The sequence below is a fragment of the Candidatus Methanosphaera massiliense genome (assembly GCF_028890305.1).
Classification (GTDB): Archaea; Methanobacteriota; Methanobacteria; order Methanobacteriales; family Methanobacteriaceae; genus Methanosphaera; species Methanosphaera massiliense.
In genome coordinates this window covers 53,226-75,354 of the sequence record NZ_JARBXM010000002.1, presented here as the reverse complement: position 1 = coordinate 75,354, position 22,129 = coordinate 53,226, and the positions used below count along the sequence as shown (strand labels likewise).

At 26.6% G+C, this 22,129-nt stretch carries 21 protein-coding genes; 12 read left to right on the top strand and 9 right to left on the bottom strand.

Annotation, left to right across the window (positions count from 1 at the left end):
* Window positions 1–11: 11 nt before the first annotated feature.
* Window positions 12–2,561, bottom strand: coding sequence for a U32 family peptidase (locus OTK55_RS08435; RefSeq protein ID WP_274871894.1), 2,550 nt, complete (start codon window positions 2,559–2,561; stop codon window positions 12–14).
* Window positions 2,562–2,727: 166 nt separating this feature from the next.
* Here OTK55_RS08435 and OTK55_RS08430 point away from each other — a divergent pair, with 166 nt between their 5' ends.
* Window positions 2,728–3,483, top strand: coding sequence for a mechanosensitive ion channel family protein (locus OTK55_RS08430; protein ID WP_274871893.1), 756 nt, complete (start codon window positions 2,728–2,730; stop codon window positions 3,481–3,483).
* Between the two features lie 88 nt (window positions 3,484–3,571).
* Here the strand turns inward: OTK55_RS08430 and OTK55_RS08425 are convergent, their stop codons facing one another.
* Together OTK55_RS08425 and OTK55_RS08420 are read right to left on the bottom strand one after the other, a co-directional pair.
* Window positions 3,572–3,913, bottom strand: coding sequence for a putative quinol monooxygenase (locus tag OTK55_RS08425; protein WP_274871892.1), 342 nt, complete (start codon window positions 3,911–3,913; stop codon window positions 3,572–3,574).
* A gap of 260 nt (window positions 3,914–4,173) precedes the next feature.
* Window positions 4,174–7,365: a hypothetical protein gene (locus OTK55_RS08420; protein ID WP_274871891.1), complete on the bottom strand. Its 3,192-nt coding sequence runs from the start codon at window positions 7,363–7,365 to the stop codon at window positions 4,174–4,176.
* A 265-nt stretch (window positions 7,366–7,630) separates the two neighbouring features.
* On the opposite strand from OTK55_RS08420, the gene OTK55_RS08415 reads away from it, so the two are divergent.
* The 8 genes from OTK55_RS08415 (at window position 7,631) to OTK55_RS08380 (ending at window position 15,393) form a co-directional block, all read left to right on the top strand.
* Window positions 7,631–7,981 carry a hypothetical protein gene (locus tag OTK55_RS08415; RefSeq protein WP_274871888.1) on the top strand — a complete coding sequence of 117 codons (351 nt, stop codon included), beginning with the start codon at window positions 7,631–7,633 and terminating at the stop codon, window positions 7,979–7,981.
* A 2-nt stretch (window positions 7,982–7,983) separates the two neighbouring features.
* Window positions 7,984–8,535, top strand: a complete 552-nt coding sequence (locus OTK55_RS08410) for a flavodoxin family protein (protein WP_274871887.1) — start codon at window positions 7,984–7,986, stop codon at window positions 8,533–8,535.
* Between the two features lies 1 nt (window position 8,536).
* The gene (locus tag OTK55_RS08405; protein ID WP_274871885.1) at window positions 8,537–9,169 is read left to right on the top strand and encodes a sugar O-acetyltransferase; all 633 of its coding nucleotides are present in this window, start codon (window positions 8,537–8,539) and stop codon (window positions 9,167–9,169) included.
* 37 nt (window positions 9,170–9,206) lie between these two features.
* Entirely contained in the window at window positions 9,207–10,349 is a 1,143-nt protein-coding gene (locus tag OTK55_RS08400; RefSeq protein WP_274871884.1) for an aldo/keto reductase, read from the top strand.
* A gap of 69 nt (window positions 10,350–10,418) precedes the next feature.
* Window positions 10,419–11,534, top strand: a complete 1,116-nt coding sequence (locus tag OTK55_RS08395) for an aldo/keto reductase (RefSeq protein ID WP_274871883.1) — start codon at window positions 10,419–10,421, stop codon at window positions 11,532–11,534.
* Between the two features lie 60 nt (window positions 11,535–11,594).
* Window positions 11,595–12,725, top strand: coding sequence for an aldo/keto reductase (locus tag OTK55_RS08390; RefSeq protein WP_274871882.1), 1,131 nt, complete (start codon window positions 11,595–11,597; stop codon window positions 12,723–12,725).
* A gap of 321 nt (window positions 12,726–13,046) precedes the next feature.
* The gene (locus OTK55_RS08385; RefSeq protein WP_274871881.1) at window positions 13,047–13,667 is read left to right on the top strand and encodes an energy-coupling factor ABC transporter permease; all 621 of its coding nucleotides are present in this window, start codon (window positions 13,047–13,049) and stop codon (window positions 13,665–13,667) included.
* 337 nt (window positions 13,668–14,004) lie between these two features.
* A complete protein-coding gene (locus tag OTK55_RS08380; RefSeq protein WP_274871880.1) occupies window positions 14,005–15,393 on the top strand; it encodes a hypothetical protein in 1,389 nt (462 codons plus the stop codon).
* Here OTK55_RS08380 and OTK55_RS08375 read toward each other — a convergent pair.
* Window positions 15,390–16,337: a hypothetical protein gene (locus OTK55_RS08375; protein WP_274871879.1), complete on the bottom strand. Its 948-nt coding sequence runs from the start codon at window positions 16,335–16,337 to the stop codon at window positions 15,390–15,392. The genes OTK55_RS08380 and OTK55_RS08375 overlap by 4 nt on opposite strands.
* A gap of 31 nt (window positions 16,338–16,368) precedes the next feature.
* On the bottom strand, window positions 16,369–16,710 hold the full coding sequence (locus tag OTK55_RS08370) for an ArsR/SmtB family transcription factor (RefSeq protein WP_274871878.1): 342 nt from the start codon (window positions 16,708–16,710) through the stop codon (window positions 16,369–16,371).
* A 404-nt stretch (window positions 16,711–17,114) separates the two neighbouring features.
* Here OTK55_RS08370 and OTK55_RS08365 point away from each other — a divergent pair, with 404 nt between their 5' ends.
* Entirely contained in the window at window positions 17,115–17,672 is a 558-nt protein-coding gene (locus tag OTK55_RS08365; protein ID WP_274871877.1) for a TMEM175 family protein, read from the top strand.
* A gap of 55 nt (window positions 17,673–17,727) precedes the next feature.
* On the opposite strand, the gene OTK55_RS08360 is transcribed toward OTK55_RS08365, so the two are convergent.
* Window positions 17,728–18,516 (bottom strand): TatD family hydrolase, encoded by a 789-nt coding sequence (locus OTK55_RS08360; protein ID WP_326520474.1) that lies wholly within the window; start codon window positions 18,514–18,516, stop codon window positions 17,728–17,730.
* 147 nt (window positions 18,517–18,663) lie between these two features.
* A complete protein-coding gene (locus OTK55_RS08355) occupies window positions 18,664–19,719 on the bottom strand; it encodes a stage II sporulation protein M (protein ID WP_274871875.1) in 1,056 nt (351 codons plus the stop codon).
* A gap of 259 nt (window positions 19,720–19,978) precedes the next feature.
* On the opposite strand from OTK55_RS08355, the gene comB reads away from it, so the two are divergent.
* The gene (gene comB, locus OTK55_RS08350) at window positions 19,979–20,680 is read left to right on the top strand and encodes a 2-phosphosulfolactate phosphatase (RefSeq protein ID WP_274871874.1); all 702 of its coding nucleotides are present in this window, start codon (window positions 19,979–19,981) and stop codon (window positions 20,678–20,680) included.
* 38 nt (window positions 20,681–20,718) lie between these two features.
* A complete protein-coding gene (locus tag OTK55_RS08345) occupies window positions 20,719–21,354 on the top strand; it encodes an HD domain-containing protein (protein WP_274871872.1) in 636 nt (211 codons plus the stop codon).
* A 19-nt stretch (window positions 21,355–21,373) separates the two neighbouring features.
* Here the strand turns inward: OTK55_RS08345 and OTK55_RS08340 are convergent, their stop codons facing one another.
* Both OTK55_RS08340 and OTK55_RS08335 read right to left on the bottom strand, forming a co-directional pair.
* A complete protein-coding gene (locus OTK55_RS08340; RefSeq protein WP_274871871.1) occupies window positions 21,374–21,538 on the bottom strand; it encodes a hypothetical protein in 165 nt (54 codons plus the stop codon).
* Window positions 21,539–21,742: 204 nt separating this feature from the next.
* Window positions 21,743–22,093, bottom strand: coding sequence for a hypothetical protein (locus tag OTK55_RS08335; RefSeq protein WP_274871870.1), 351 nt, complete (start codon window positions 22,091–22,093; stop codon window positions 21,743–21,745).
* Between the last annotated feature and the right edge of the window lie 36 nt (window positions 22,094–22,129).

The window sequence follows — 22,129 nt, the reverse complement described above, 5'->3', positions numbered from 1 at the left end:
GAAAAAGAGATTTAAGATCTTCGTCTTTTTCTTTTGTTTCGGCTTTTTTTATCCTCTAAAACACGTGTATTCTTGAAATTACCTTTATTTAATTTTGAATAAGAAATTTCATCAATACTCTCAGAATAACATCTTTCAGGATTATGATCTCTTAGTCTTTGTATATATAATGAAATAACTTTAGATATGTATTTTTCTTTAGTAAATCGACAGTCAAGAGTTATATTTTCAATGCCCATCTCTTTTATTTCATCAATTTCATCAATTAAACATAACATGTCATTATTGAAGAAATGACTTTGTCTATTATAATCAAAGTAGATTTTGAATTTAGCATTATTTTCTTTATCTTCTAATACAACATATTCATTTGTACCAATATCTAAATCAAATCCTTCATTTAAATTAGAGAAATCATCTTTAGAAACCATTATCTCCTGATTTCCCTGTACAATTAATTCCATTTTTGTATTATAACCCTTTGACTTATTAATTAATTCTCTTATTTCTTTCTCTGATAATTCACTGGATATAGTAGCTCCTGTAAATCCTGTTTCTTCGAGCATTTTTACACTGAAATTATTCCAAATGTTTAGGTTATGTGAACCATAAACTTTTGTGTCTGGAAATAGCCTAGCTAATGATGGAGTATCACCCATAATTGAGATGGAAATATTATCTTTTCTAAGATTTTCATATATTTCAACTATCTTTTCTAAATCATCATCTGAGATGAATGCTGATAATACCCATACTAATTCCTTATCCGCAGCAATGTCTGCTGCTTTTCTTAGAACATTTTCAACGTTATTAAAGTAGTCTTCTTTATTTTTAAACATGTATGATGTGTCAAAGTAGATTCTGTTTAATGGATTTCTATTAGCTACAGTTAATAATTCTAGGTTATCTACATATACATTAAGTCCAACATAACTAGCTGGTTTTATGCCATGTTTATCATTTTTTACTTTTTTAGTGTATTTTTTAATATCTTTTCGTATTTGCTCTGATTTTTCTTCATTTGGAATATAGTATTGTAATAGTTTATCAGTAGCTATATCTAATACATCACGTCGAATATTATTAATTTTTCCAATAGCCATAAATACGTTGTCTGGTAAATTATTGACTTTTACATTATCAACAATAAATGGAGTGTTTCCACTCTTTGTCATTTGATTAATAATAGTTTCCTCTGTTAATGGCTTATTAATAGCTTCAGAGAATGTAACCTTTGATTTATATCCAAAGCTGATTATATCATTATTAACTTTGAAACTAGCATTAACAGTCATTCTGTTTTTCTTGTTAGCTGATATATCTAGGGATAATGGAATACTTGGTTTTACTTGTTCTTTCTTATATTTCTTTTGTTCATCATGTAATCCCTTGGAGTAGCTGATATATACCTCTGAACCAACTCTAATATCGCGTGTTGTTTCTATTAGTATGTGTTTTTCATCTTGTTCAACTATTTTATCAAGATATATTCCTCTAATATGATTATTATGTTTAAATCCAATACCATCACCTTTTTGTAATACTGGATGGTCTGAGTTTTCAAATTCAATGTCAACTCTTTCTCCTTCAATGGATTTAATTTTTCCTAAGTATAATCCTTGGTGGAATGAACTTCGTCTACCCATTACTTCTCCAGGATTATCACCTAGTATGTATCCATTAGTATAGTATCTATTAAATATTAAATCTAATGATCTATTTAAGTCATGGATAAGTTCAGTATTATCTTCATTATTCATATTATCAATCATTGTACGATATGCCTGTACAACAGTTGACACATAATCCTCAGTTTTTAATCTTCCCTCTATTTTTAATGATTTTACTCCAGCATCGGATATTTCTTTAATACCTTTAAATGTAGCAAGGTCATGTGTTGATATTAAACAGCCATGACTAATACTATGATTTTTATATCTGAGTTTATAGTTAGACCTGCAAGGCTGAGCACATGCTCCTCTATTTGCACTACGTCCTGATATAAATGATGACATATAGCAGTCACCAGAAATACAGTAGCATAATGAACCATGACCAAATACTTCTAAATCTAAGTCTACCTTGTCCTTTTTTAATCTATCAGATACTCTTTTAATCTCATCTACTTCCATTTCTCGTGGAAGAATAATCCTTTTAATTCCTGCATCATGTGCCCATAAAAAACTATTATAATCACGTAATGTCATCTGGGTAGATGCGTGAATCTCCATTTCTGGAATAAATTTATTTAATAAATATACTAATCCAATATCTTGTACGATAACTGCATCCACACCTACACGATATAAAAATTGAACATATTTAAGAACGTCTAGGATTTCAGCAGTGTTAAATAATGTGTTAACAGTAACATGTATTGTAGATCCATTTAGATGAGCATATTTAACAGCTTTTTCAATTTCCTCTGATGTGAAATTCTGGGCAAATGCTCTTGCACCGAATCTATGTCCGGCAATATATACTGCATCAGCTCCTGCATTAATAGCAACAACAAGTATATCATATGATCCTGCTGGTGCTAATAATTCTGTTAAAACCATTTTATTTGTGACCTCTAAAATTAATTTTGAAAAATAAAAAAAATAATAAGATTAGTTATCCTAAACTATATTTATATAATATATATTTCTTTTAGTATACAAATTTAATGATAATTTTATTTTATAAATAGAATATAATATTATTAGAGAATGGAGAAGATATTTAATGTTAGAAAGTAATATAAACACTCTTATCACTAACTTATATCTAATAGTTGATTTAGCATTAATGATAGCTATTCCTGTAATTATATATAAATTAATTTCTAAAATGTTAATAAAACTTGAAAATAATGGTACGATAGAGAAAAGTTCAATTGAAACACTTATAAAAATACTACGATATATTATAGTAATAATAATAATTCTAGGCGTTTTAGAGATTTTAGGTATTAATATTCGTTCTCTGGTAATAAGTTTAGGATTAGTAACTGTAGCAGTAAGTTTAGCAGCTAAAGATACTTTATCAAATATTATTTCTGGTCTAATCATATTGGTAGAGAAAAGATTTGAAGTAGAAGATATGATTGAGATTAATGGTCATAAAGGACAGGTAAAGAAGATAGGCTTTAAATCTGTACAATTATTTTCTAATAATCAACTAACTGTTATTCCTAACGTATTATTCACAACAACACCATTCAAGAATTATACTAAAACAGGATTTTACATAGTTCCATTCACAATACAAATAGTAAATAAATCTGATCTTGATGAAGTCATTAAGGAGATTTCAGAAATTCTGGATAATAGTGATTTGATTCTTAAAAATCCAAGTTATAGTATTTTTGTTAAGAGTATTGGAACTAGTGGTGTTGAAATAGTAATTAAGGTACCTATATCTAATCCTCTGGATGATACAATGGTAGTATCTGAATTATTAAAGGAATTCAAGAGAAAAATAATTTTTGAGGATTTATAATTTGTTATAGGAAAATATTTAAGAAAAACAAATGTTATTAAAGTAAAGATTATTACTTTAATAATTATCTTTTTTTAGGAGAAGAGATTTATTGATAATATATTCTAATTTCTTTCACATCATTTTTGACATCTGCACTGTTAGATAATAATTCTGCATAGTAGATGTCAATACCTAAATCACCGTCAACTAAATCTTTTGTTTCTTGTCCAAAGTCGACAAATTCATCAGTTTGCATGTGTTTTTGTAATGCTTCTTTGGATTCCCATTTTTCAACAAACATTAAATTACCAGTTTCAATGTCAGAGTATAGGTTGTAACTAATATTTCCATGATGTGTTCTAGATGCTGCTATTAATGTTTCAGCTTTTTCGATTATTTCTTCTTTTTTATCTGCTATTGGTTTCATTGTTGCGTTAACAATAATCATTTTTAAAATCTCCTATGTTGATTGTTTGATAATTATTAATATTTATTTGAATTTATTTATAGTTTATTTTAAAAAACATTTATGAGAAATAATCTCATAAAGTTTTTATTTATTGTAATACTTTTTATTCTAATGTATTATTATTAAATGACTATCCTCCTTATTATTTATCCTTTTTAATTATCCATTTTTTCTCTGAATGGGTTAAATTGTTCTATTTTTTCTTTAATATTATTTTCAATTTTATGTTTTTTATGATTTTAAGTACTAGGTACAAAACTTAATGTTTCACGGGTACTATGATAAATGGTATTTCCTGAGAAACATACTATTATATTTTTTATAAATTTTGCATTTTTTGGGTAATATGTAAATGATAGGGTATTGTTGTTTACTTGAATCTTAGGACTAATTGTTTTTCCATTAACTTTGAATACTATATTGCCGCCGTAGATAGCTTTATTTGTTTTCATGGCTTTTAGTTGACAGTGTATTGTAAATTTATTTCCTGGTTTAAATGTGGTATTTGTTATTATTATTCTAGTTTGTTGATGTATAATGTTTAGTGAGGAATAGTTTCTATTGTATTCATACTTGTTGTTTGATCCGTATACTACAGATATTTTATATTTATCCTTACCAAAATTAAGAGGTATTTGGAAATTTGTTAGTTGGACTATTCCATTTGTAACATTAATGTAAATTACATTACCTCTTTTATCTTTAATTGTTTTATCGTTGATTTTAAATACTACTTTTCCTCTTGTTACATTATTATTTTGGTTATCTTTTAAATGTACTGTTAAATTCACATAATCTCCAGGGTAACCTTTAATGTTATCAAGGATACTGGTAACTTTAAATTTATGAAGATTTAAAGAGGTTTTATTACATAATACATAATCTAATCCTCTAACATTATATTTTACTTCAAGTACATTATTTCCTTTTAGACCATCACTAATTTTGTAATTTAACACTGTAATAGTATTGTTGTATTGGTTAATAGTGTAGTTTCGTAATGTTTTATTGTTTAACTTGAAAACAAATTTTCCATTCACAGTTGTGTTGATATTGTGTAATGTGGCTGAAATATTAATTGTATCTCCAGGATGTGCTGTTTTTTTGTCTAAAGTAATATATGGTTTAGGTACGATGTATTTAAAATTATAAACACAGATATTGTTTAACAAATCATTTAGTATTATTTTTCCAGTGAGATTACCGTAAGTTAGACTTGTGTATCTTTTATTAACTATAATTATGTCATGAGGCTCTATTTTATTAAGGGGTATTACTTCATGCATTATTTCTTTATCATTTTTACTTAAACTAAATATTAAGGATATGTTATTTCCACGGCCTGCTCCCGTGTTGTTTATAATAATCTGGTTTACTATTCTACTTCCAAATAGATACATGTCAGAACTATTCACTGTCAGATTATAGTCAGGTTCTACATACCTAATGATCTTAGTTGCTGTAGAAGTTTCATTTATTGCTGAATTAGTGGTTATTGTGATGTTTATATCATCTTTTTTATTTGAAGTAGTGGTTATGGTAATATTTTTTGTTTCATTTGAATTTAATCTATCAATATACCACGTATTAGTAGTTATACTGAAATTATCATCTGTGGAATTCATATATTCTAGATTTTTATCTAGTATATTCTTGATTGTTATATTACTACCATTACCTTTTCCAGTATTAGTAAGATACACAGTATATGTAATAGGTTCTCCATAACTATATGATTCATTTTCAGTTATTATTTGAAGAATATAATGTGGGATTTCAATGGATATATTAACATTATCTGCTGTGTCAATGTAATCATTTTGACCTTCATAGATTAATGTTAAATTAAGTATACCTGTCTTATTCAAATATTTATTAATTGTGTATGAACCATTTATTACGTCAGCTGTATCTAATATTTCATCATTATACATTAAGGATATTTTTCCTGTGTTGACTGTAGTATTATAAATCTTATCAGTATTTACTTGACCATTTATTGTAACATTTTCATCATAATTATATATTTTCTTGTTGTTAATGGTTATATCAGTGTATCTTAGATTATTTCCTTTGTATATATTATTGATGACTTGGGAAAATGTTTTTTCTGTTCCAATAAACAAATCATTGCATTTATTTTCATAGAATTTGTTTTCATGTACTTTGGTTATTCCTATTTTATCATAGATTAATGATTTTTCTATGACTGTATTGTTATTGAATGTATTATTTGTTAGAATTAATGAATTATTGTTTATAATTCCAGTGTTAGTTAGTGTATTGCTTGTTATCATTGTGTCATTGATAAATAATTGATCATAATTTCTTATTAGGTTTGTAGCATTGTTATTTGTTATCCCTGATTGTTTGATTATTGTTGTTGTATTTGTATTTATTATTGTGTTATTGCTGGTATTGTTTGTTATTTTTATTTTGTAGAGAACTGTATTTCCTGTTAGGTATATTAATGTGTTTGTAACGTTGTTATTTGATAGAGTGGTGTTTTCTATTGTCATATTTTCCAGATTGGTTATTAATGTGTCACCACAGTTGTTGTTTAGTATATGGCTGTTATTGATTATATTTTCCTTTGAATAATCTTGAATGTATATTAGTGAGTTATTTGCATTGTTTGATTTGAATGTGGTATTGTTTATTAGGATTAGTTTTCCATTGAAGTTATATATTCCAGCTCCAGTTCTTGCATTATTGTTTGTGAATGTAGAATTGTTAATTTGAATGTAGCCCATGTTGTCCATGTTATTTTTTATATTGTATATGGCACCACCATCAAAGTCGGATGTATTATTTTCAAATGTGGAGTTGTTTATGGTTAAATTACCTGTGTTGAATATGGCTCCACCGCCTAGGGTATTTTTTGTTGTTGCATGATTATTTTTGAATATTGTGCTGTAGATTATTGTTGTTCCAGAGTTATATATTGCACTTCCATAATTTTTTGACGTGTTTGTAATCGTCATGTTTTCAATGATAAGTGTATTATTTGAATTTACTTGGATGAAGCTTTTTGTATTATTTCCTGTTATTGTACTTCCTTGTCCATTGATTATTAATTTTTTTCTGTTTTCTAGGTTATTTGCCCATATTATTTTGTTTGTGATAGTATAGTTTCCTTTTTTTAGATTTATTGTGTAATTTGTCGTGTTTGATTGTTTTGCGTTGTTTATTGCTTTGATGAATTCGGAATATGTTGACACGTTTTCAGTGGTTGGTTTTTCCAGGGGTTCTTTTTTTATTGCTTGTTTTATTGTTTTATTTGTGATGTGAGGGGTTATATATGTATGTGTTGTGTCCTCATTGTGTATTATTGTGTTGTTTTCGGGTGTTTCTGTTGCGTTTAGTGTGTTAATACTTCCAATTATGGTGATTGTTAGAAATATTATTAGTAGTGTGTGTTTTTTATTCATGTTTCTTCTTTTTTAACATCTCCTTTTTCTATATAACATCATTGTTTTTAAACAATGATTATTTTTTAATATAATTTTTAAACTATTTATAATTTTTTATCTTTTTTTATATTAATTATTGAAAATAATTAAGATATTTATATTAAATTAATATTTATATATATGGTGTTTCTATTTTGATTTTATATATAAGTTTATATAGTTTAAAACGTATATATAAAAGTAGACAGTTTATTATGTATATATAAAAACAGGTTTAATAACAATGACTGAATTTAACAAATGCACTTGTGTAAAAGTTAATAAAGAAAAAATGGACTTAATAAAAGCTAAAGGATTAAATTTACAAGACTTACTAGATAAAGCAATGGATAACGAGCTACAACTCGATAAAATAACAAACAATGAAGAAAGAATTGAAGAGATTGATAAGGAAATAGAAAAACTAGAAAAAGAACGTGATGAGGCAATAGCTGATTGTCAAAAGAAAATAGACATATTAATGCGTAATCTTATTGAATCAAAAAATCATGAAGAAGAAAATTACAATAAACAAATTCACATTTTAGAACTAGAAAAAAAATTGCTAAATGAAAACCAAAAAGAGGAGGAGTAAATATGACAAAAAAAGTAGTAGTATTAATGGGTAGTCCAAGAGAAAATGGAAATACAAATATATTATGTGATGAATTTATAAAAGGAGCAAAAACAACAGGAGCCAATGTTAACAAGATAATAATTCAAGATCAAAATATTAATTACTGTATTGGCTGTAGTTCCTGTTATAAACAAGGAGAAAAATATTGTGTGATATTTGATGATGACATGAGATATATTCTTGATGAAATGGATAAAGCAGATGTAATTGTATTTGCATCACCATTATATTTCTATACTATAACAGGACAAATGAAAACATTAATCGATAGAATGACACCAAGATACCAAGATTTACATGATAAAGAAGTGTACTTCCTCTCATGTGGTATTACAGGTTCACAGGATAATTTTAATCGTGCAATAGAAGATTTCAGAGGATTATTAGATTGTATGCCATCACCAAAAGAAAAAGGAATGGTATTAGCTACAGGTGTATGGGAAGAAGGCGAAATAAATAATACAAAATTTGTACAAGAAGCATATGAACTAGGAAAAACAGTTGATGATTAACATGGTTAATAAACAATGGGCTATTAAGGGACCATTAAGCTTAAATGATGGAAATTGGGGTGAATTATTTGAAAATGCAGCTAACATAACATATGAATTAAATAATTTACATCCCTCAGAAGAAACAAAAAAACAGGAATTGCTAAAAGAACTATTTGGTAAAATAGGTGAAGGAACAACAGTAATGTTGCCATTCTATTGTAATACAGGTGTAAAAACTATAATAGGAAAAAATACTTTTATAAATAATAATTGTAACTTTTTAGATACGGATATAATAGAAATAGGAGATAATACATTACTAGGCCCTGGAGTAAATGTTCTAACTGCGGATCATCCTGTTTCTACACGTGAAAGAATATTACCTGTAGATGATGATTTAGAAGATGAAAATTATTCATATATTGATGAAAAAGGAAATTTTGATGATTCTATTGAGTATACATTTGTTAACACCAGAAAACCAGTGAAAATAGGTGATAGATGTTGGATTGGTGCCAATTCTATAATACTTCCTGGAGTTACTATTGGAAATAATGTAGTTATCGGGGCTGGAAGTGTTGTTACTAAGGATATACCAGATAATGTAGTTGCTGTAGGCTCACCAGCAAAAATAATTAGAGAAAATAAATAAAAAGAATATTAAATTACACAATAAGGAGTTTATGAAAATGAAAAGTATGGGTTTTGGAATGATGAGATTACCTCTCCTAGATAAAGATAATACAAAAAGTATAGATCAAGAACAAGTAAATAAAATGGCTGATGAATTTATAGAAAAAGGATTTACCTATTTTGACACTGCATATCCATATCATGATGGAGAAAGTGAAGTAGCATTTAGAAAAGCAGTAACTGAAAGATATTCCCGTGATGAATTTATTGTAGCAGATAAGTTACCAATATTTTCAATAACAAGCGAAGACCAATTAGAACCAATTTTCAATGAGCAATTAGAACGCTGTGGCGTTGATTACTTTGATTATTACCTTATGCATAATGTCAGTGGTTTATCTGAAAAAGGTTTCCGTGACGTAGATTCATTTAAATTTGCAAATGAGAAAAAAGCTGAAGGAAAAATTAAACATCTAGGATTTTCTACACATGCACATGCTGATTATATTGAAGAGATAATTAAGGAACATCCTGAAATGGAATTTATACAATTACAGATAAATTATCTTGACTGGGAAAATCCAGGAGTAGAAGCTCGTAAATGTTATGAAGTAGCATGTAAATATGATTTACCAATCATTGTAATGGAACCATTAAAAGGCGGTTTTTTAGCAGATGTACCCGAGAAAGCAGAAAAACTAATGAGAGATTATAATGGACAATCCCCAGTGGAATGGGCATTAAGATATGTGTTAACATTAGATAATGTGAAGATGGTTCTTTCTGGTGCAAGTGCTTATGAACAATTGAAGAGTAATATGGATATTCATGAGAATATGAAACCATTAAATGATGAAGAATTAGATATAATCCATCAAGTGGTTGATATTATTAATGATAATATAACAGTTCCATGTACTAAATGTAATTACTGTGTATCATCATGTCCTAAAGATATTAATATTTCAAAGTTATTTGACTTATATAATAATGAAATGATTGAAAATATTGATGGCTTCACAGCTACTGGTAACGAATATCTTAATTACAGTAAGATTGAGGGAAATGGTTTAGCATCTGATTGTATAGAATGTGGTGCATGTGTAAAACAGTGTCCTCAGCATATTGATATTCCTAAGTATCTTAAAGATGTTGCAGCTAAATTTGAAACACCATTATATGGTTTTAATACTGAATAATTCAATAAATTTTTAGGATTTATCCTATTTTTCTATTTTTTTTATATTGTATTTTTGAGGTGATTATTTATGAAAAAATTAGGTTTTGGATTAATGAGATTACCCTTAATTAATGATAATGATCCGTCAAGTATTGATTTTGACAAGGTTTTTGAGATGGTTGATATATTCATGAAGAACGGTTTTAACTATTTTGACACTGCTCATACTTATTTAAAGGGTAATAGTGAAAAAGCTTTTCGTAAGGCTCTAGTAGATAGATATCCTCGTGATTCTTATATTATTGCTGATAAATTGCCTATTTTTAATTTGACTAATTCAAGTCAGATGCAGGATATATTTGATGAACAGTTAGAGCGTTGCGGTGTGGATTATTTTGATTATTATATGCTTCATAATGTATCTACAAATCATATGAAGAAGTTTACTGATATAGATTCCTTTGGATTTGTCAGAAAGAAAAAAAGGGAAGGTAAAGTAAAACATATTGGTATTTCTTGTCATGATTCCCCTGAATTTCTTGATAGAATATTAAATGAACATCCTGAGATTGAATTTGTTCAATTACAGATTAATTATCTTGATTGGACTGATAATAATATACGTGCAAGGGATTGTTATGAAGTAGCATGTAAACATGATTTACCTGTTATTATAATGGAACCATTAAAAGGTGGTACATTGGTTGATGTTCCAAGTACTGTTAAAGACATGTTTAATAATTATGATGAACATGATAGTGTGGTTTCATGGGCTATTCGTTTTAATCTTTCATTGGATAATGTTTTTATGATGTTAAGTGGAATGAAATCTGTAGAAGATATTAATGAAAATATTTCAATAGTAGATAATTTTAAACCTATGGATGAGGTAGAAAAATCTATTTTAAATAAAGCAGTTGATATTATAAATGATACAATAGAAATAAAATGTACTTCTTGTAATTATTGTATAGATGTATGTCCTCAAAATATTAATATTCCTAAATATTTTGACTTATATAATAAACAAAAATTGTTAAATCATGAGAATTCATATTCCATGTATTATAATAATTACGTTTCATATTCTAATCACGCATCTCCAGATAAATGTATTAAATGTAAACAATGTATGGAAGTATGTCCTCAAAATATCAATATTCCTAATAATCTGGAAAAAGTAGTAAAAACATTTGATAATTGAATTTTTTTATATGGTATGAATTTAATATATAATAATATAGTTAGGGATTTGTGATATAACATGAAAAAATTAGGGTTTGGATTTAAACGCCTGCCTTTAGTAAATAAGAAAGATATAAAAAGTATTGACCTTGATAGATTAAATGGTATGGTTGACCTTTACATTGAAAAGGGATTCAACTACTTTGACACATCATACATTAGTCATAATGGCATGTCAGAAGTGGCTATTCATAAAGCTGTAATTAACAGATATCCTCGTGAATCAGTAATATTAGCTGATAAATTGCCAACTATGTCTGTAGATGGATCATATGACTTGGAAGAAATATTTAATAAGCAGCTAGAACGTTGTGGTGTTGACTATTTTGATTATTATATGATTGATATTGATTCCTTCTCTGAAAAAAAATTAGTTAAAGATGAATCATTCAAATTCATGGAAAATAAGAAACATGAAGGTAAGATAAAGAATATTGGAATTTGTTTTTCTGGAAAACCAAAGGATTTAGATGGTTTATTAGATAAACATCATGAAGTAGATGTACTACAATTACCTTTAAATTACTTTGATTGGGATAATTTTGAAGTATCCTCGGGTAACTATTATAATGTAGCTAGAAAACATGGAAAAGATATAATAGTTATGGATCCATATAAAGGAAGAACTTTAATTGATTTACCTGAAACAGTTATTAGATTATATAATAATTATGATAATAAATTATCTAATGCTTCATGGGCTGTTAGATTTTTAGCTAGTCTGGATGGAGTTATCATGGTTGTAAGTGACATGAGTAAAATTGAGCATGTTGCTGATAATGTAGGTTATATGGTTAATTTTAAACCAATTACTGATGAAGAAAAAGAAATAATTAATAGAGGAGTTCGTATAATCAAAAGTAGGATGGAAATTCCTTGTGTTGGATGTCTACAATGTTTAGATGTTTGTCCGATGGATATATTAATACCAAATTATCTTAATTTATTTAATACATACAGAATGTCCTCTGGTTTGAGAAATTATTCTCAGAAAAGATTTTATCAAACATTTGTGTTGAATAAGAAATATAGGGGAGCATATGAGTGTATTGGATGTGATAACTGTATAGATGTTTGTAGTAAGCATATTGATATTCCTAAAGTGTTAAAAGCTGTTTCTTTTGCTTTTGATGATTATCAATATTTCTAATTTTCTTCTTTTTTTAACATTTTTTTTATTCAGTATTATTCTTTTTTTATTATTTTATTACTAATTATTATTTTTTTTAAGATAAATTATACTTCTTTATCATGTCATGGTTTAGTAATTTATCATATGAGCATATTTTCATTTAACCTCCACTAATTTTTATTATAATTTAGTTTAACGTTATACGTATACCCCTATAGGGCTATAGAACGTTTATATAGTGGTATTTACATAATACTAACTAGGAATTAAATAACTAAACTTATCTCATAGGTTTAATTCGAGTTATTAATTATAAAAAAAATTTTGAGGTGAAAATAAATGCACATACCAGATGGAATGATTACAGGATATCCATTAATAATATATGCAGCAGTTGCAATAATACTTCTAGCAATAATATTCTATAAATCTAAAGACCAACTAGATGAAAAGAGTATACCTATGATTGCATTGTTTGTAGTAGCTACTGTAATAGTTCAAATGATTGAACTTCCACTACCTGTTGCAGCATGTGTCCACGTATCCTTAATCACAATACTAGCACTATATGATTTAAGAACTTCAATGATAGTATACATGTTCGTAACAATAATACAAGCATTCTTTGGAGAAGGAGGAATCTCCACATTAGGAGTAAACCTATTAAACTTAGCTATACTAGCACCAATAATAGCTTATGGAATATATAAACTATTACATAAAATAAACAGAGATGTAGCATTATTTATATCAGGTTTTGGTACAATAACATTACTTGGATTAATAGCAAGTATAGAATATGCAATAGCAGGAACATTCCCAATAACTTATGGACTAACCATAATAGTACCTGTTGAGGCAGGTGTAGGAGTACTTGAAGGTGCTGTAACAATAATTGTTATGAGAGCATTAAAAAGTCTTAAACCAGAATTAGTACCTGTAATGTCAGATGATAATTAATCATTACTCATTTTTTATTTTTTATTTTTTTTTTATTCAATAATATGCACCCTAAATAATATAAATAAAATCTTCATGAAAAACATAAACCTTTTTTTTTAAATTATTTAAATTTTAGAATTCTAACAAAATAATCCTAAAATTACATTTGAAAATAGGGATTTGAAAAAATAAAGAGTATATTCATAAGATTAAAAATGAAAAGCTATTCAACTCTTTTTGTTAATAATATTTATTGATATATTATAATGTACAGAAATAATATTTTATATAATGCCAATGTTTAATTATGTTCATTGATAAAATAAATTATATAAAAATTATGGATATTAATATTATGTCACCAGATATAAATGATGCATTAGATTTATTTAATGAAGTCACAGGAACTAATGATTTATCAGATGGATATCGACAAAAATTATCTGAATTACATTTAAATGAAACTGATGGATATATTGTTAAATTAAAACTTAATAATGAAATATTATCTGGAAAATTAGCTAAAGAAGATGTTATTCCTAGATTAAATTATGTTTTAAATCTTTTATCTTCTCATAAATCACATAATAATCACATATTCCAGTTTAATAAAGATGTTTTATTATATCTGAATAATCATAATGAGAACAAGGTTATTTGTGAAAAATGTGGATGTCCTATATTGGCTATAGATAAATATTGTTATAATTGTGGCTATGAACAAGTTCCACAAATTACATTATTTGAATTATTATCCAGTATAAAATCTACACAGATTAAACCAGGAGATATTTTAAGAATTAACAGAGATAATACAATTGAATTAACCTCTTTTAATGAAGATCCATCGGAATTAAGAAATATAATTGAGGATAAAGAATTAGAAGATTTATATGAAAATAAGATTGAAAAAATTGAACTTTATCATCACTATTTTAAAGTAATTTTATTATATTATATTAAAAAATATGAGAGTATCGAATATATTAATAAAGAAGTTTACTCATCATATAAAATAAACAATGTTCTTGAAGTAATAAATGAATTAGCAAATGATGGATTAATTAAAATTCGTAAGGGTAAATTTTATCAGAATTTTTCAAATTTTTTATCAGTATTAGATTATAAGGATATTCATAAAATAGCTAATAAAAGGGACAACTGGCTTTATTCTTTAACTGATAAAGGAGAGGCATATTTAAATAATAATAAACATGTATTAATTTATAATTTTTTCATAATCAACACGTGTATGGATGATATTATTAGTTTTGATAATTTCATTTCTACTAATCAAAATGTTGATCAAGAGGATTTACTTGTATCATATATTATTTTTAAACGTGAAAATTTCTTTAAAGAAAGAATGCTTGGTTCCTGTATATCTAGTTATGATTTAGAGGCATATTATTATGAAATTAATAAAGATACTTTAAATCAAATTGTAACATTATTAAAGAAGTTTATTTTTGGATTAAATTATAATTACATGTCTGTTAAAAGTATTAAGCCAATTGATTCGAATTTCATTGAATATTTAAGTAACGTGTTAACAGATAATTCAATAAATATGAATAAATTAAAAATAAGCTTTTCCACTGCTTATGATTCAATGAATGTTGATAAATTAATTTTTTCAAAAGAAGAATCTTTAAATTATCTTCTTAAATGTTTAAACAGTGAAGATATTAATAATATGAATTTTGAATTAACAAAGATTTATCATGAAAAGATTAATGATTAAGCACTCTCTTTTTCATAGAACTTTTCATAATATTCCTTATTTTTTATTATTTTTGGATATATTTGCTTATCATTCATTATTTCATAACTGTTTATTATCATATCCATAAGGTAGACATTTTGTAATATATAATTACTTTTTTCAATGTCAGTTATACAGATAGGTTCAGCTATTGTTTTAGTATTATTTATTTGGAATTCTTTGATTATTTTTTCTTCTAATTCTTTATCTATAAATGTACTTAATATTTGATGTATGCTCTCAGTCATACTCTTACCTATAATAACTGCCCGTAGAATTATGTTTTTATCATAGTTTAAATCAGCACATATTGAATTAAAGGATGAGTATGAAACATATTCCGGTGGTAAGTATTCTTTTTCTATACTACTTGCACAATATTCACTGATTAATAGTATGGATGGTATTGTTATCATTGTTTGTATAAATGATTCAAGCATAGGTGTTTTTCTTACATTCCATAGAAAGATTAATATTTCTTCTATTATCTCATTAAATAGGTGATGTGTTAATTCATGTAATATCGTGGCTATTTGGATTGCTGAGTCAAACTGTTTATCTATACATATTACATTGTATGCGTACTCACCATATGTATTGCCTCTATTTTTATATATTACTTTAGCATATGCATCAGCAATAGCTTTTATTCTATTTAGGGGGGTCATTTTCTTTTTATATATTATTTCATTTTCACCTGTTTCTATAATGTTCTGAATAATTGCTTTATATGATTCTATTCTCAATATTTTATCTGTTAATTGATGATAATGAGTGGCTGTAAATAATTCCTCTATAGTGTTGATTTCATTATTTGTTTCATATTCCTTGAAATTATGTAAGATCTCCCCGCAATCTTTACAATAATCTTGGTTTATAGAGTTTTCTACGCCACAGCAAGAACAATATATTTTATCATTCATCTTAATCATTTTTTTATTATTTTGGAAAGTATTATTTTATGATATTTATTATCTGATTTAATAATTCAATAAGTTTTGGATCTTTTAGTTTATGATATACCCATACACCATCTTTTTCACTTTCTATAAATCCTGCGTTTTTTAGTATCTTTAGATGGTGTGATATGTTTGATTGTGGTTTATCAAGAACTTCTTGGATAGAACAGGTACACTTTAAATCAGTTCCCAATAAGTATAGAATTTTTAATCTTGTAGGGTCTGATAATGCTTTTAATTTATCAGAATAATCTTCAAATTCTTCATTGGAGGGTAATGTTTTTTCGAGTTCTCGCAGTTCTTTAATGTTTTGTTTTTTTAAATCTTCATGATTCATTTAAACCTACATCCTACCTTTTTTTCTAGTTTATTTTATGTTTATTGTTCTTTATTAATAAAACTAGTTTTTAATTTAAAAAAAGTAGAATACTCCCTAATAGGGGGAGTATTTCTTTTTTGATTGATAATAAATTTATACTATCTTTTTCTAAGTTAGTATAATAGGATAATTTGTTATTATTATTGTTAACAATTTTTTTTTAGTCTTTATTTTTTTGCAGATTCTAAAGTTTTTTCTAAAATTAAATTAGTATTATTATTTTTATTACTATTTTTAATTGTTTTTTCTTTATCATTATCTGCACATGATTATGTATCAATATATATTAATATATAAATGTTTTTATATTTAAAAATTAATATAAAAATAAACTAAAATATATAATAATGGTGAAAAGGATTATGATTACAAAAAAAGAAATAAATTCTGATGGAATAGAAGTAATATCCGATGCTGTTATTGTTATCATAATGACAGTACTAGTAATACAATTACCTCAACTAGAACAGCCATCATTAGCAGCTATATGGAAACTAAAATTCTTATATTTACCATATATTATAAGTTTTATAATATGTATAACCCTATGGATGAATCATCATACTATATTTCAACAGGTAAGAACTATCAATAATTCAGTTATTATAATTACAGCTGTATTATTAGTACTGTTAATTATATTACCTTACATAACATCATTACTCTCAGAGAATTTTCACTCATTAATCTCACAGTTAATATATAGTATTAATTTTATTCTAGTATACATAACATTTCTGATATTAACCAGATGTTTAGTAAATATTAGTGGGAAATTAAATGAAATCAGTTATAATAAAAAAGAAGTCATGATAGTTTTAGTATTATTTATCCTAGGTATCAGTATAGGGTTAAATGGATATCCTGAATTAATAAGTGTCTTTTGTTTATTATCATCAATAGTATGGTATTTTATATAATAATTATTTTAATAGAAAGTGTAATAAAATATAAAAGAAGGATGTTAGAGAAGGATTAAATTCTAAAGAATTCTTTAGTATTATTAGTTACTATTTCTCCTAATTTTTCATATGGTATGTTCATTTCCTTTGCAATTCTTTTTAATATATGTGGAAGATATTTTGGTTCATTTCTATTTTTCTTAGGCTTCTTCTCAAAATCACGTGGCATTAAAAATGGTGCATCTGTTTCAATCATTAATTTTTCTGGTGGAATTATTTTAATAGCCTTTAATAAATCTTGGTTACGTCTTTCATCACATATCCATCCGGTAACACCAATATAACATCCAAGGTCAAGATAATCCTCAGCTTCATATTTAGTTCCTGTAAAACAATGAACTACAGAGCGGTCTGTAACATTTTTATGTTTTCTAAGGATTTTAGCAAAATCATCATAAGATTCTCTGTCATGTAAAAATAGGGGCATGTCAAGTTCTTCAGCTAGTTTAATCTGTTCTTCAAACCATTTTCTCTGAACATTCTGTGGAGAATAATTACGGTTATAATCTAATCCACATTCACCGATAGCAACTACACAATCTTTTGAGGCAAGTTTTCTAAGAGTAGGTATAGTATTTTCATCACAAGTCTTTGCGTCATGAGGATGAACACCACAGGTAGAATATAATACTCCAGGATAGTTGGTAGCATAATTAGCAGCACTAATACTTGAAGGTACACTGCTTCCGGTAATAATAGCTTTTGTCACACCATTTTCGGTGGCATCATCCATAACTTTTTTTCTATCATTTTTATAAGATTTATGCATTAAATTAAGACCAATATCAATAAGTTCCATAATATTAAAACTCCAAATTTTATTCCTTACATTAATATTTAGAAATGTTCATTTATTATTTTTTTTAAATAATGCTGATTATATAATAAAAAAAAGAGTGTATCTTAAACAGTCATTAAAAGAAAAAGAAGAGAGGAGATATTATTTTTTTTATATAAGTCCTAATATTGTTGTTCCAAGAGGTATTGTTAAGTTAGCTTCTATGAATGCTGCGATTATTAATAGTATTGTGAAAATTACTAGTAATATTAAGCTATCAACTATCATTCGTCCACCAACAATCACATAATCAGTAAATGGTGCGTCATCATTTGGAATTCCACTAAGTATTGTTATTATTGCCTGTGTTAATCTAAATCCTGCAGCTCCTGATAGTATTATAGCTGTGAGTTCTACTATTCCATGTGGTAATGTGAATGTAAGGTAGTATACTATTGGTAGTGTTGATCCTGTAAATCCAATTACTAATGCATTGTATATTAGTAGGTATAGTGTTACTATACTGAAATATGCTCCGCCTAAGAACATGTTTATTGCTACTGTGAAGTTATTGGTAAATAATGGTACTGTTGATAGTTGTACTGTTCCATTGTTTACTCCTTCATTCATTCCTTGAAGAGCTGGCATTACTAATTGCTGGAATACTGATGGGTAATAGTATGATAGTAATGTAAATGCAATAAAGATGACTATAGATAGGGCTATGTGATATTTCATTCTATGATAATATTGGATTATTCTACTTTGTTTTTTATTTACTACTTCTGTGTTATTAATATTGTAATCATAAACATTGTAGAATATCTTGTATGTTATTGATGTACATGCTTGTGCTATTAGTGCTGATAATATGAGAAATGCATAACTTGGCTGTATTAGATAAATTACACATATTACTATAAGATATCCAATGTATGCTATTTTTTCATAGTTGTTTTCTACTAGACATGTAATTATTAGTGATGCAAATACTATTGTAGGTAGTTCTACGTCTATTATTTCTGCCATGGGTACCTGTGAAGACCATGCACATAGAACATAAATTAATATAGCTAATAGTATTGTTGTCAGGTATTTATATAACGATTTTTTCTTTTCTGGTTGTTTTATGTTTTTTTGTTCTTCTTGAGGTATTTCCTGTGACGTGTTTGGATTGGGTTTGTTTACCTCTTCATTTGTTATATATATGATTTTATCATCTTTCATATATCTTATCCTCCATGTGGAGTATTGTCTATATTTTTATATTTTGTTTTAATATAGTAATATAATCCACATTTTTTTTGTAGCAATACTTATTATTAATATTTCTAAATATGTACAATTTTTGTACATTTGTTGTAATTATATTTATTTTTGATAGTATATAAAAATTTTTTGAGTATATTTATTGTACATCACTTATTTAATATATTAATAAAATTAGAAATAATAAGTAATTAAAAAAAATTAATGAGTGAAAACTATGAAAATAAGAGTATCTCAGTTTAATTCTACTACTGATGATTTAACAATTGTCATTGATTTATTAAGAGCAAGTACAACAATAACAGTGGCATTAAATAATTTCAATAAAGTAATTCCTGTTAACAGTACGGATAAAGCATTAGATTTACAGGATAATAATACAATACTAGCTGGAGAAAAGGATTTAAAACCAATCGAAGGATTTGATTTATCAAATTCTCCACATAAAATTAAAGATTATACTGCTGACACACTAGTATTAAAAACTACTAATGGAACACGTGTATTAGAAAACATATATAACAGAAATAAGAATATTAAGATATTAATAGGATCTGCAATTAATGCACGTGCTGTTGCAGATAAAGCATTATCATTAGCTACCGATGAAATAGAATTAATCATGGCTGGATGGCATGGACTTTTCAGTACAGAAGATTGTATAGGTGCTGGGTTAATAGTTGAAGAAATAGTAAATATTGCTAATGAAAGATCTATTGACTTAGATGTTGAAGAATCTGCATTGATTTCAAAGTTATTATCAAGTAATCATGATAGAGCTAGAGAATTAATAGATACCTCTCTTGCAGCAGAACGATTAACAAAACATGGTTTTAAAGATGACATAGTAGTTTGTCATGAAATCAGTAAACTTGACATAGTTCCTCTATATAAGGATGGTAAAATAATTAATTTATAATCTTCATTAATATTTATTTAAAAAAGTGGTAGATTTAAATGGTATTTTCTAGGGAATTAATGGATGATGTTGAAGAGATATTTGAGAATGATTATGGAGGACATGATTTTTTTCACACACTGCGTGTCATGAGAATAGCAAAATACATAGCTAAAATAGAAGGAGCAAATACAGAAATAGTGGAACTTGCGTCATTACTTCATGATGTTGATGATTATAAGATAACAGGAAGAAATATGGATTCAGTTGAAAATGCATGTAAACTTATGAATAAGTATAATATTGATAAACAGGTACAACTACAAGTAACAGATATTATAAAAACAGTTTCTTTCAAGGCAAATGACACGGAAATTCCTTCTTCACTTGAGGGTCAGGTTGTACAGGATGCTGATAGATTAGATGCATTAGGGGCAATAGGTATTGCCAGAGCATTTGCTTATGGTGGTAGCAGAGGCAATATGATTTATAATCCAAATAGTAAGCCTAATCTTAACATGAATAGTGACGAGTATGTTAAGAATAAAACGACTACTATCAATCATTTCTATGAGAAACTGTTACTATTAAAAGATATGATGAATACAGAGACGGGTTATAATATTGCAATAAAAAGAGATCAGTTTATGAGAGATTTTCTTGAAGAATTTTATCGGGAGTGGAATAATATATGAAAAATATGTAAAGGAGTTTTTACTGGACTCCTGGTTTAAATCCAAATATTTTTTGTGCTAATCTGAATGCTATCTTGTTTACAAATAGTGTTACTATAAGATATGCTACTAGCCATCGAATAGGCCAGTATAATAAGCACATTTCTATGGGCATGCCCATTGGCGTGGCAAAAATGAGTGGCATTAATAAGCTCATGAAGAAGCTTATAAAAAAAGCTATAGGGTTCCAAAATATTTTCTTAAGTTCTTTTTTATATTCCAAAAATATACCTCGTTTTTTTTGATTAATTTACAGTGTTATATTACTTATTGTTATCTGTCTTTTCTAAATAGACATTTATTATATTAAACTTAAGTTAAAAAAAATATAAATAAGTATTTATTTTATTTAGTATCCATGATGTTCTAGGACGTGGTACATTTTGTATCTTGGTACTCTTAATATGTCATGTGTGTTTTTTGTGTTGTATATTTCGGATAGTTTTGTTGTTTCTAGAAATACTCTTCCTTCAGCAATTCTTATTAATAGTTTCATGTCTTCGGGTTTTATTATATCATCAGGGTTAGCTGTTATTCTGTCTATATCTTCGTTTAATTCCATGATTTTTAGTGCTATTTTGCCATCGTAGGGAATGTTGTTTTCTATACAGTATTCTAGTAGATATTTATGGTAACCTTTTATGAATATTAATTCGTCTTTTATTCCTAAATCGTTTAGTGTTAGATTTTTTGTGTTCATTTTTTCGTTATTCCTTAAATGATTATATTTTTAGTT

Coding starts and splice junctions, on each gene's coding strand:
- OTK55_RS08435 (WP_274871894.1), bottom strand. CDS start 2,561: ATGGTTTTAACAGAATTATTAGCACCAGCAGGATCATATGATATACTT.
- OTK55_RS08430 (WP_274871893.1), top strand. CDS start 2,728: ATGTTAGAAAGTAATATAAACACTCTTATCACTAACTTATATCTAATA.
- OTK55_RS08425 (WP_274871892.1), bottom strand. CDS start 3,913: ATGATTATTGTTAACGCAACAATGAAACCAATAGCAGATAAAAAAGAA.
- OTK55_RS08420 (WP_274871891.1), bottom strand. CDS start 7,365: ATGAATAAAAAACACACACTACTAATAATATTTCTAACAATCACCATA.
- OTK55_RS08415 (WP_274871888.1), top strand. CDS start 7,631: ATGACTGAATTTAACAAATGCACTTGTGTAAAAGTTAATAAAGAAAAA.
- OTK55_RS08410 (WP_274871887.1), top strand. CDS start 7,984: ATGACAAAAAAAGTAGTAGTATTAATGGGTAGTCCAAGAGAAAATGGA.
- OTK55_RS08405 (WP_274871885.1), top strand. CDS start 8,537: ATGGTTAATAAACAATGGGCTATTAAGGGACCATTAAGCTTAAATGAT.
- OTK55_RS08400 (WP_274871884.1), top strand. CDS start 9,207: ATGAAAAGTATGGGTTTTGGAATGATGAGATTACCTCTCCTAGATAAA.
- OTK55_RS08395 (WP_274871883.1), top strand. CDS start 10,419: ATGAAAAAATTAGGTTTTGGATTAATGAGATTACCCTTAATTAATGAT.
- OTK55_RS08390 (WP_274871882.1), top strand. CDS start 11,595: ATGAAAAAATTAGGGTTTGGATTTAAACGCCTGCCTTTAGTAAATAAG.
- OTK55_RS08385 (WP_274871881.1), top strand. CDS start 13,047: ATGCACATACCAGATGGAATGATTACAGGATATCCATTAATAATATAT.
- OTK55_RS08380 (WP_274871880.1), top strand. CDS start 14,005: ATGTCACCAGATATAAATGATGCATTAGATTTATTTAATGAAGTCACA.
- OTK55_RS08375 (WP_274871879.1), bottom strand. CDS start 16,337: ATGAATGATAAAATATATTGTTCTTGCTGTGGCGTAGAAAACTCTATA.
- OTK55_RS08370 (WP_274871878.1), bottom strand. CDS start 16,710: ATGAATCATGAAGATTTAAAAAAACAAAACATTAAAGAACTGCGAGAA.
- OTK55_RS08365 (WP_274871877.1), top strand. CDS start 17,115: ATGATTACAAAAAAAGAAATAAATTCTGATGGAATAGAAGTAATATCC.
- OTK55_RS08355 (WP_274871875.1), bottom strand. CDS start 19,719: ATGAAAGATGATAAAATCATATATATAACAAATGAAGAGGTAAACAAA.
- comB (WP_274871874.1), top strand. CDS start 19,979: ATGAAAATAAGAGTATCTCAGTTTAATTCTACTACTGATGATTTAACA.
- OTK55_RS08345 (WP_274871872.1), top strand. CDS start 20,719: ATGGTATTTTCTAGGGAATTAATGGATGATGTTGAAGAGATATTTGAG.
- OTK55_RS08340 (WP_274871871.1), bottom strand. CDS start 21,538: ATGCCACTCATTTTTGCCACGCCAATGGGCATGCCCATAGAAATGTGC.
- OTK55_RS08335 (WP_274871870.1), bottom strand. CDS start 22,093: ATGAACACAAAAAATCTAACACTAAACGATTTAGGAATAAAAGACGAA.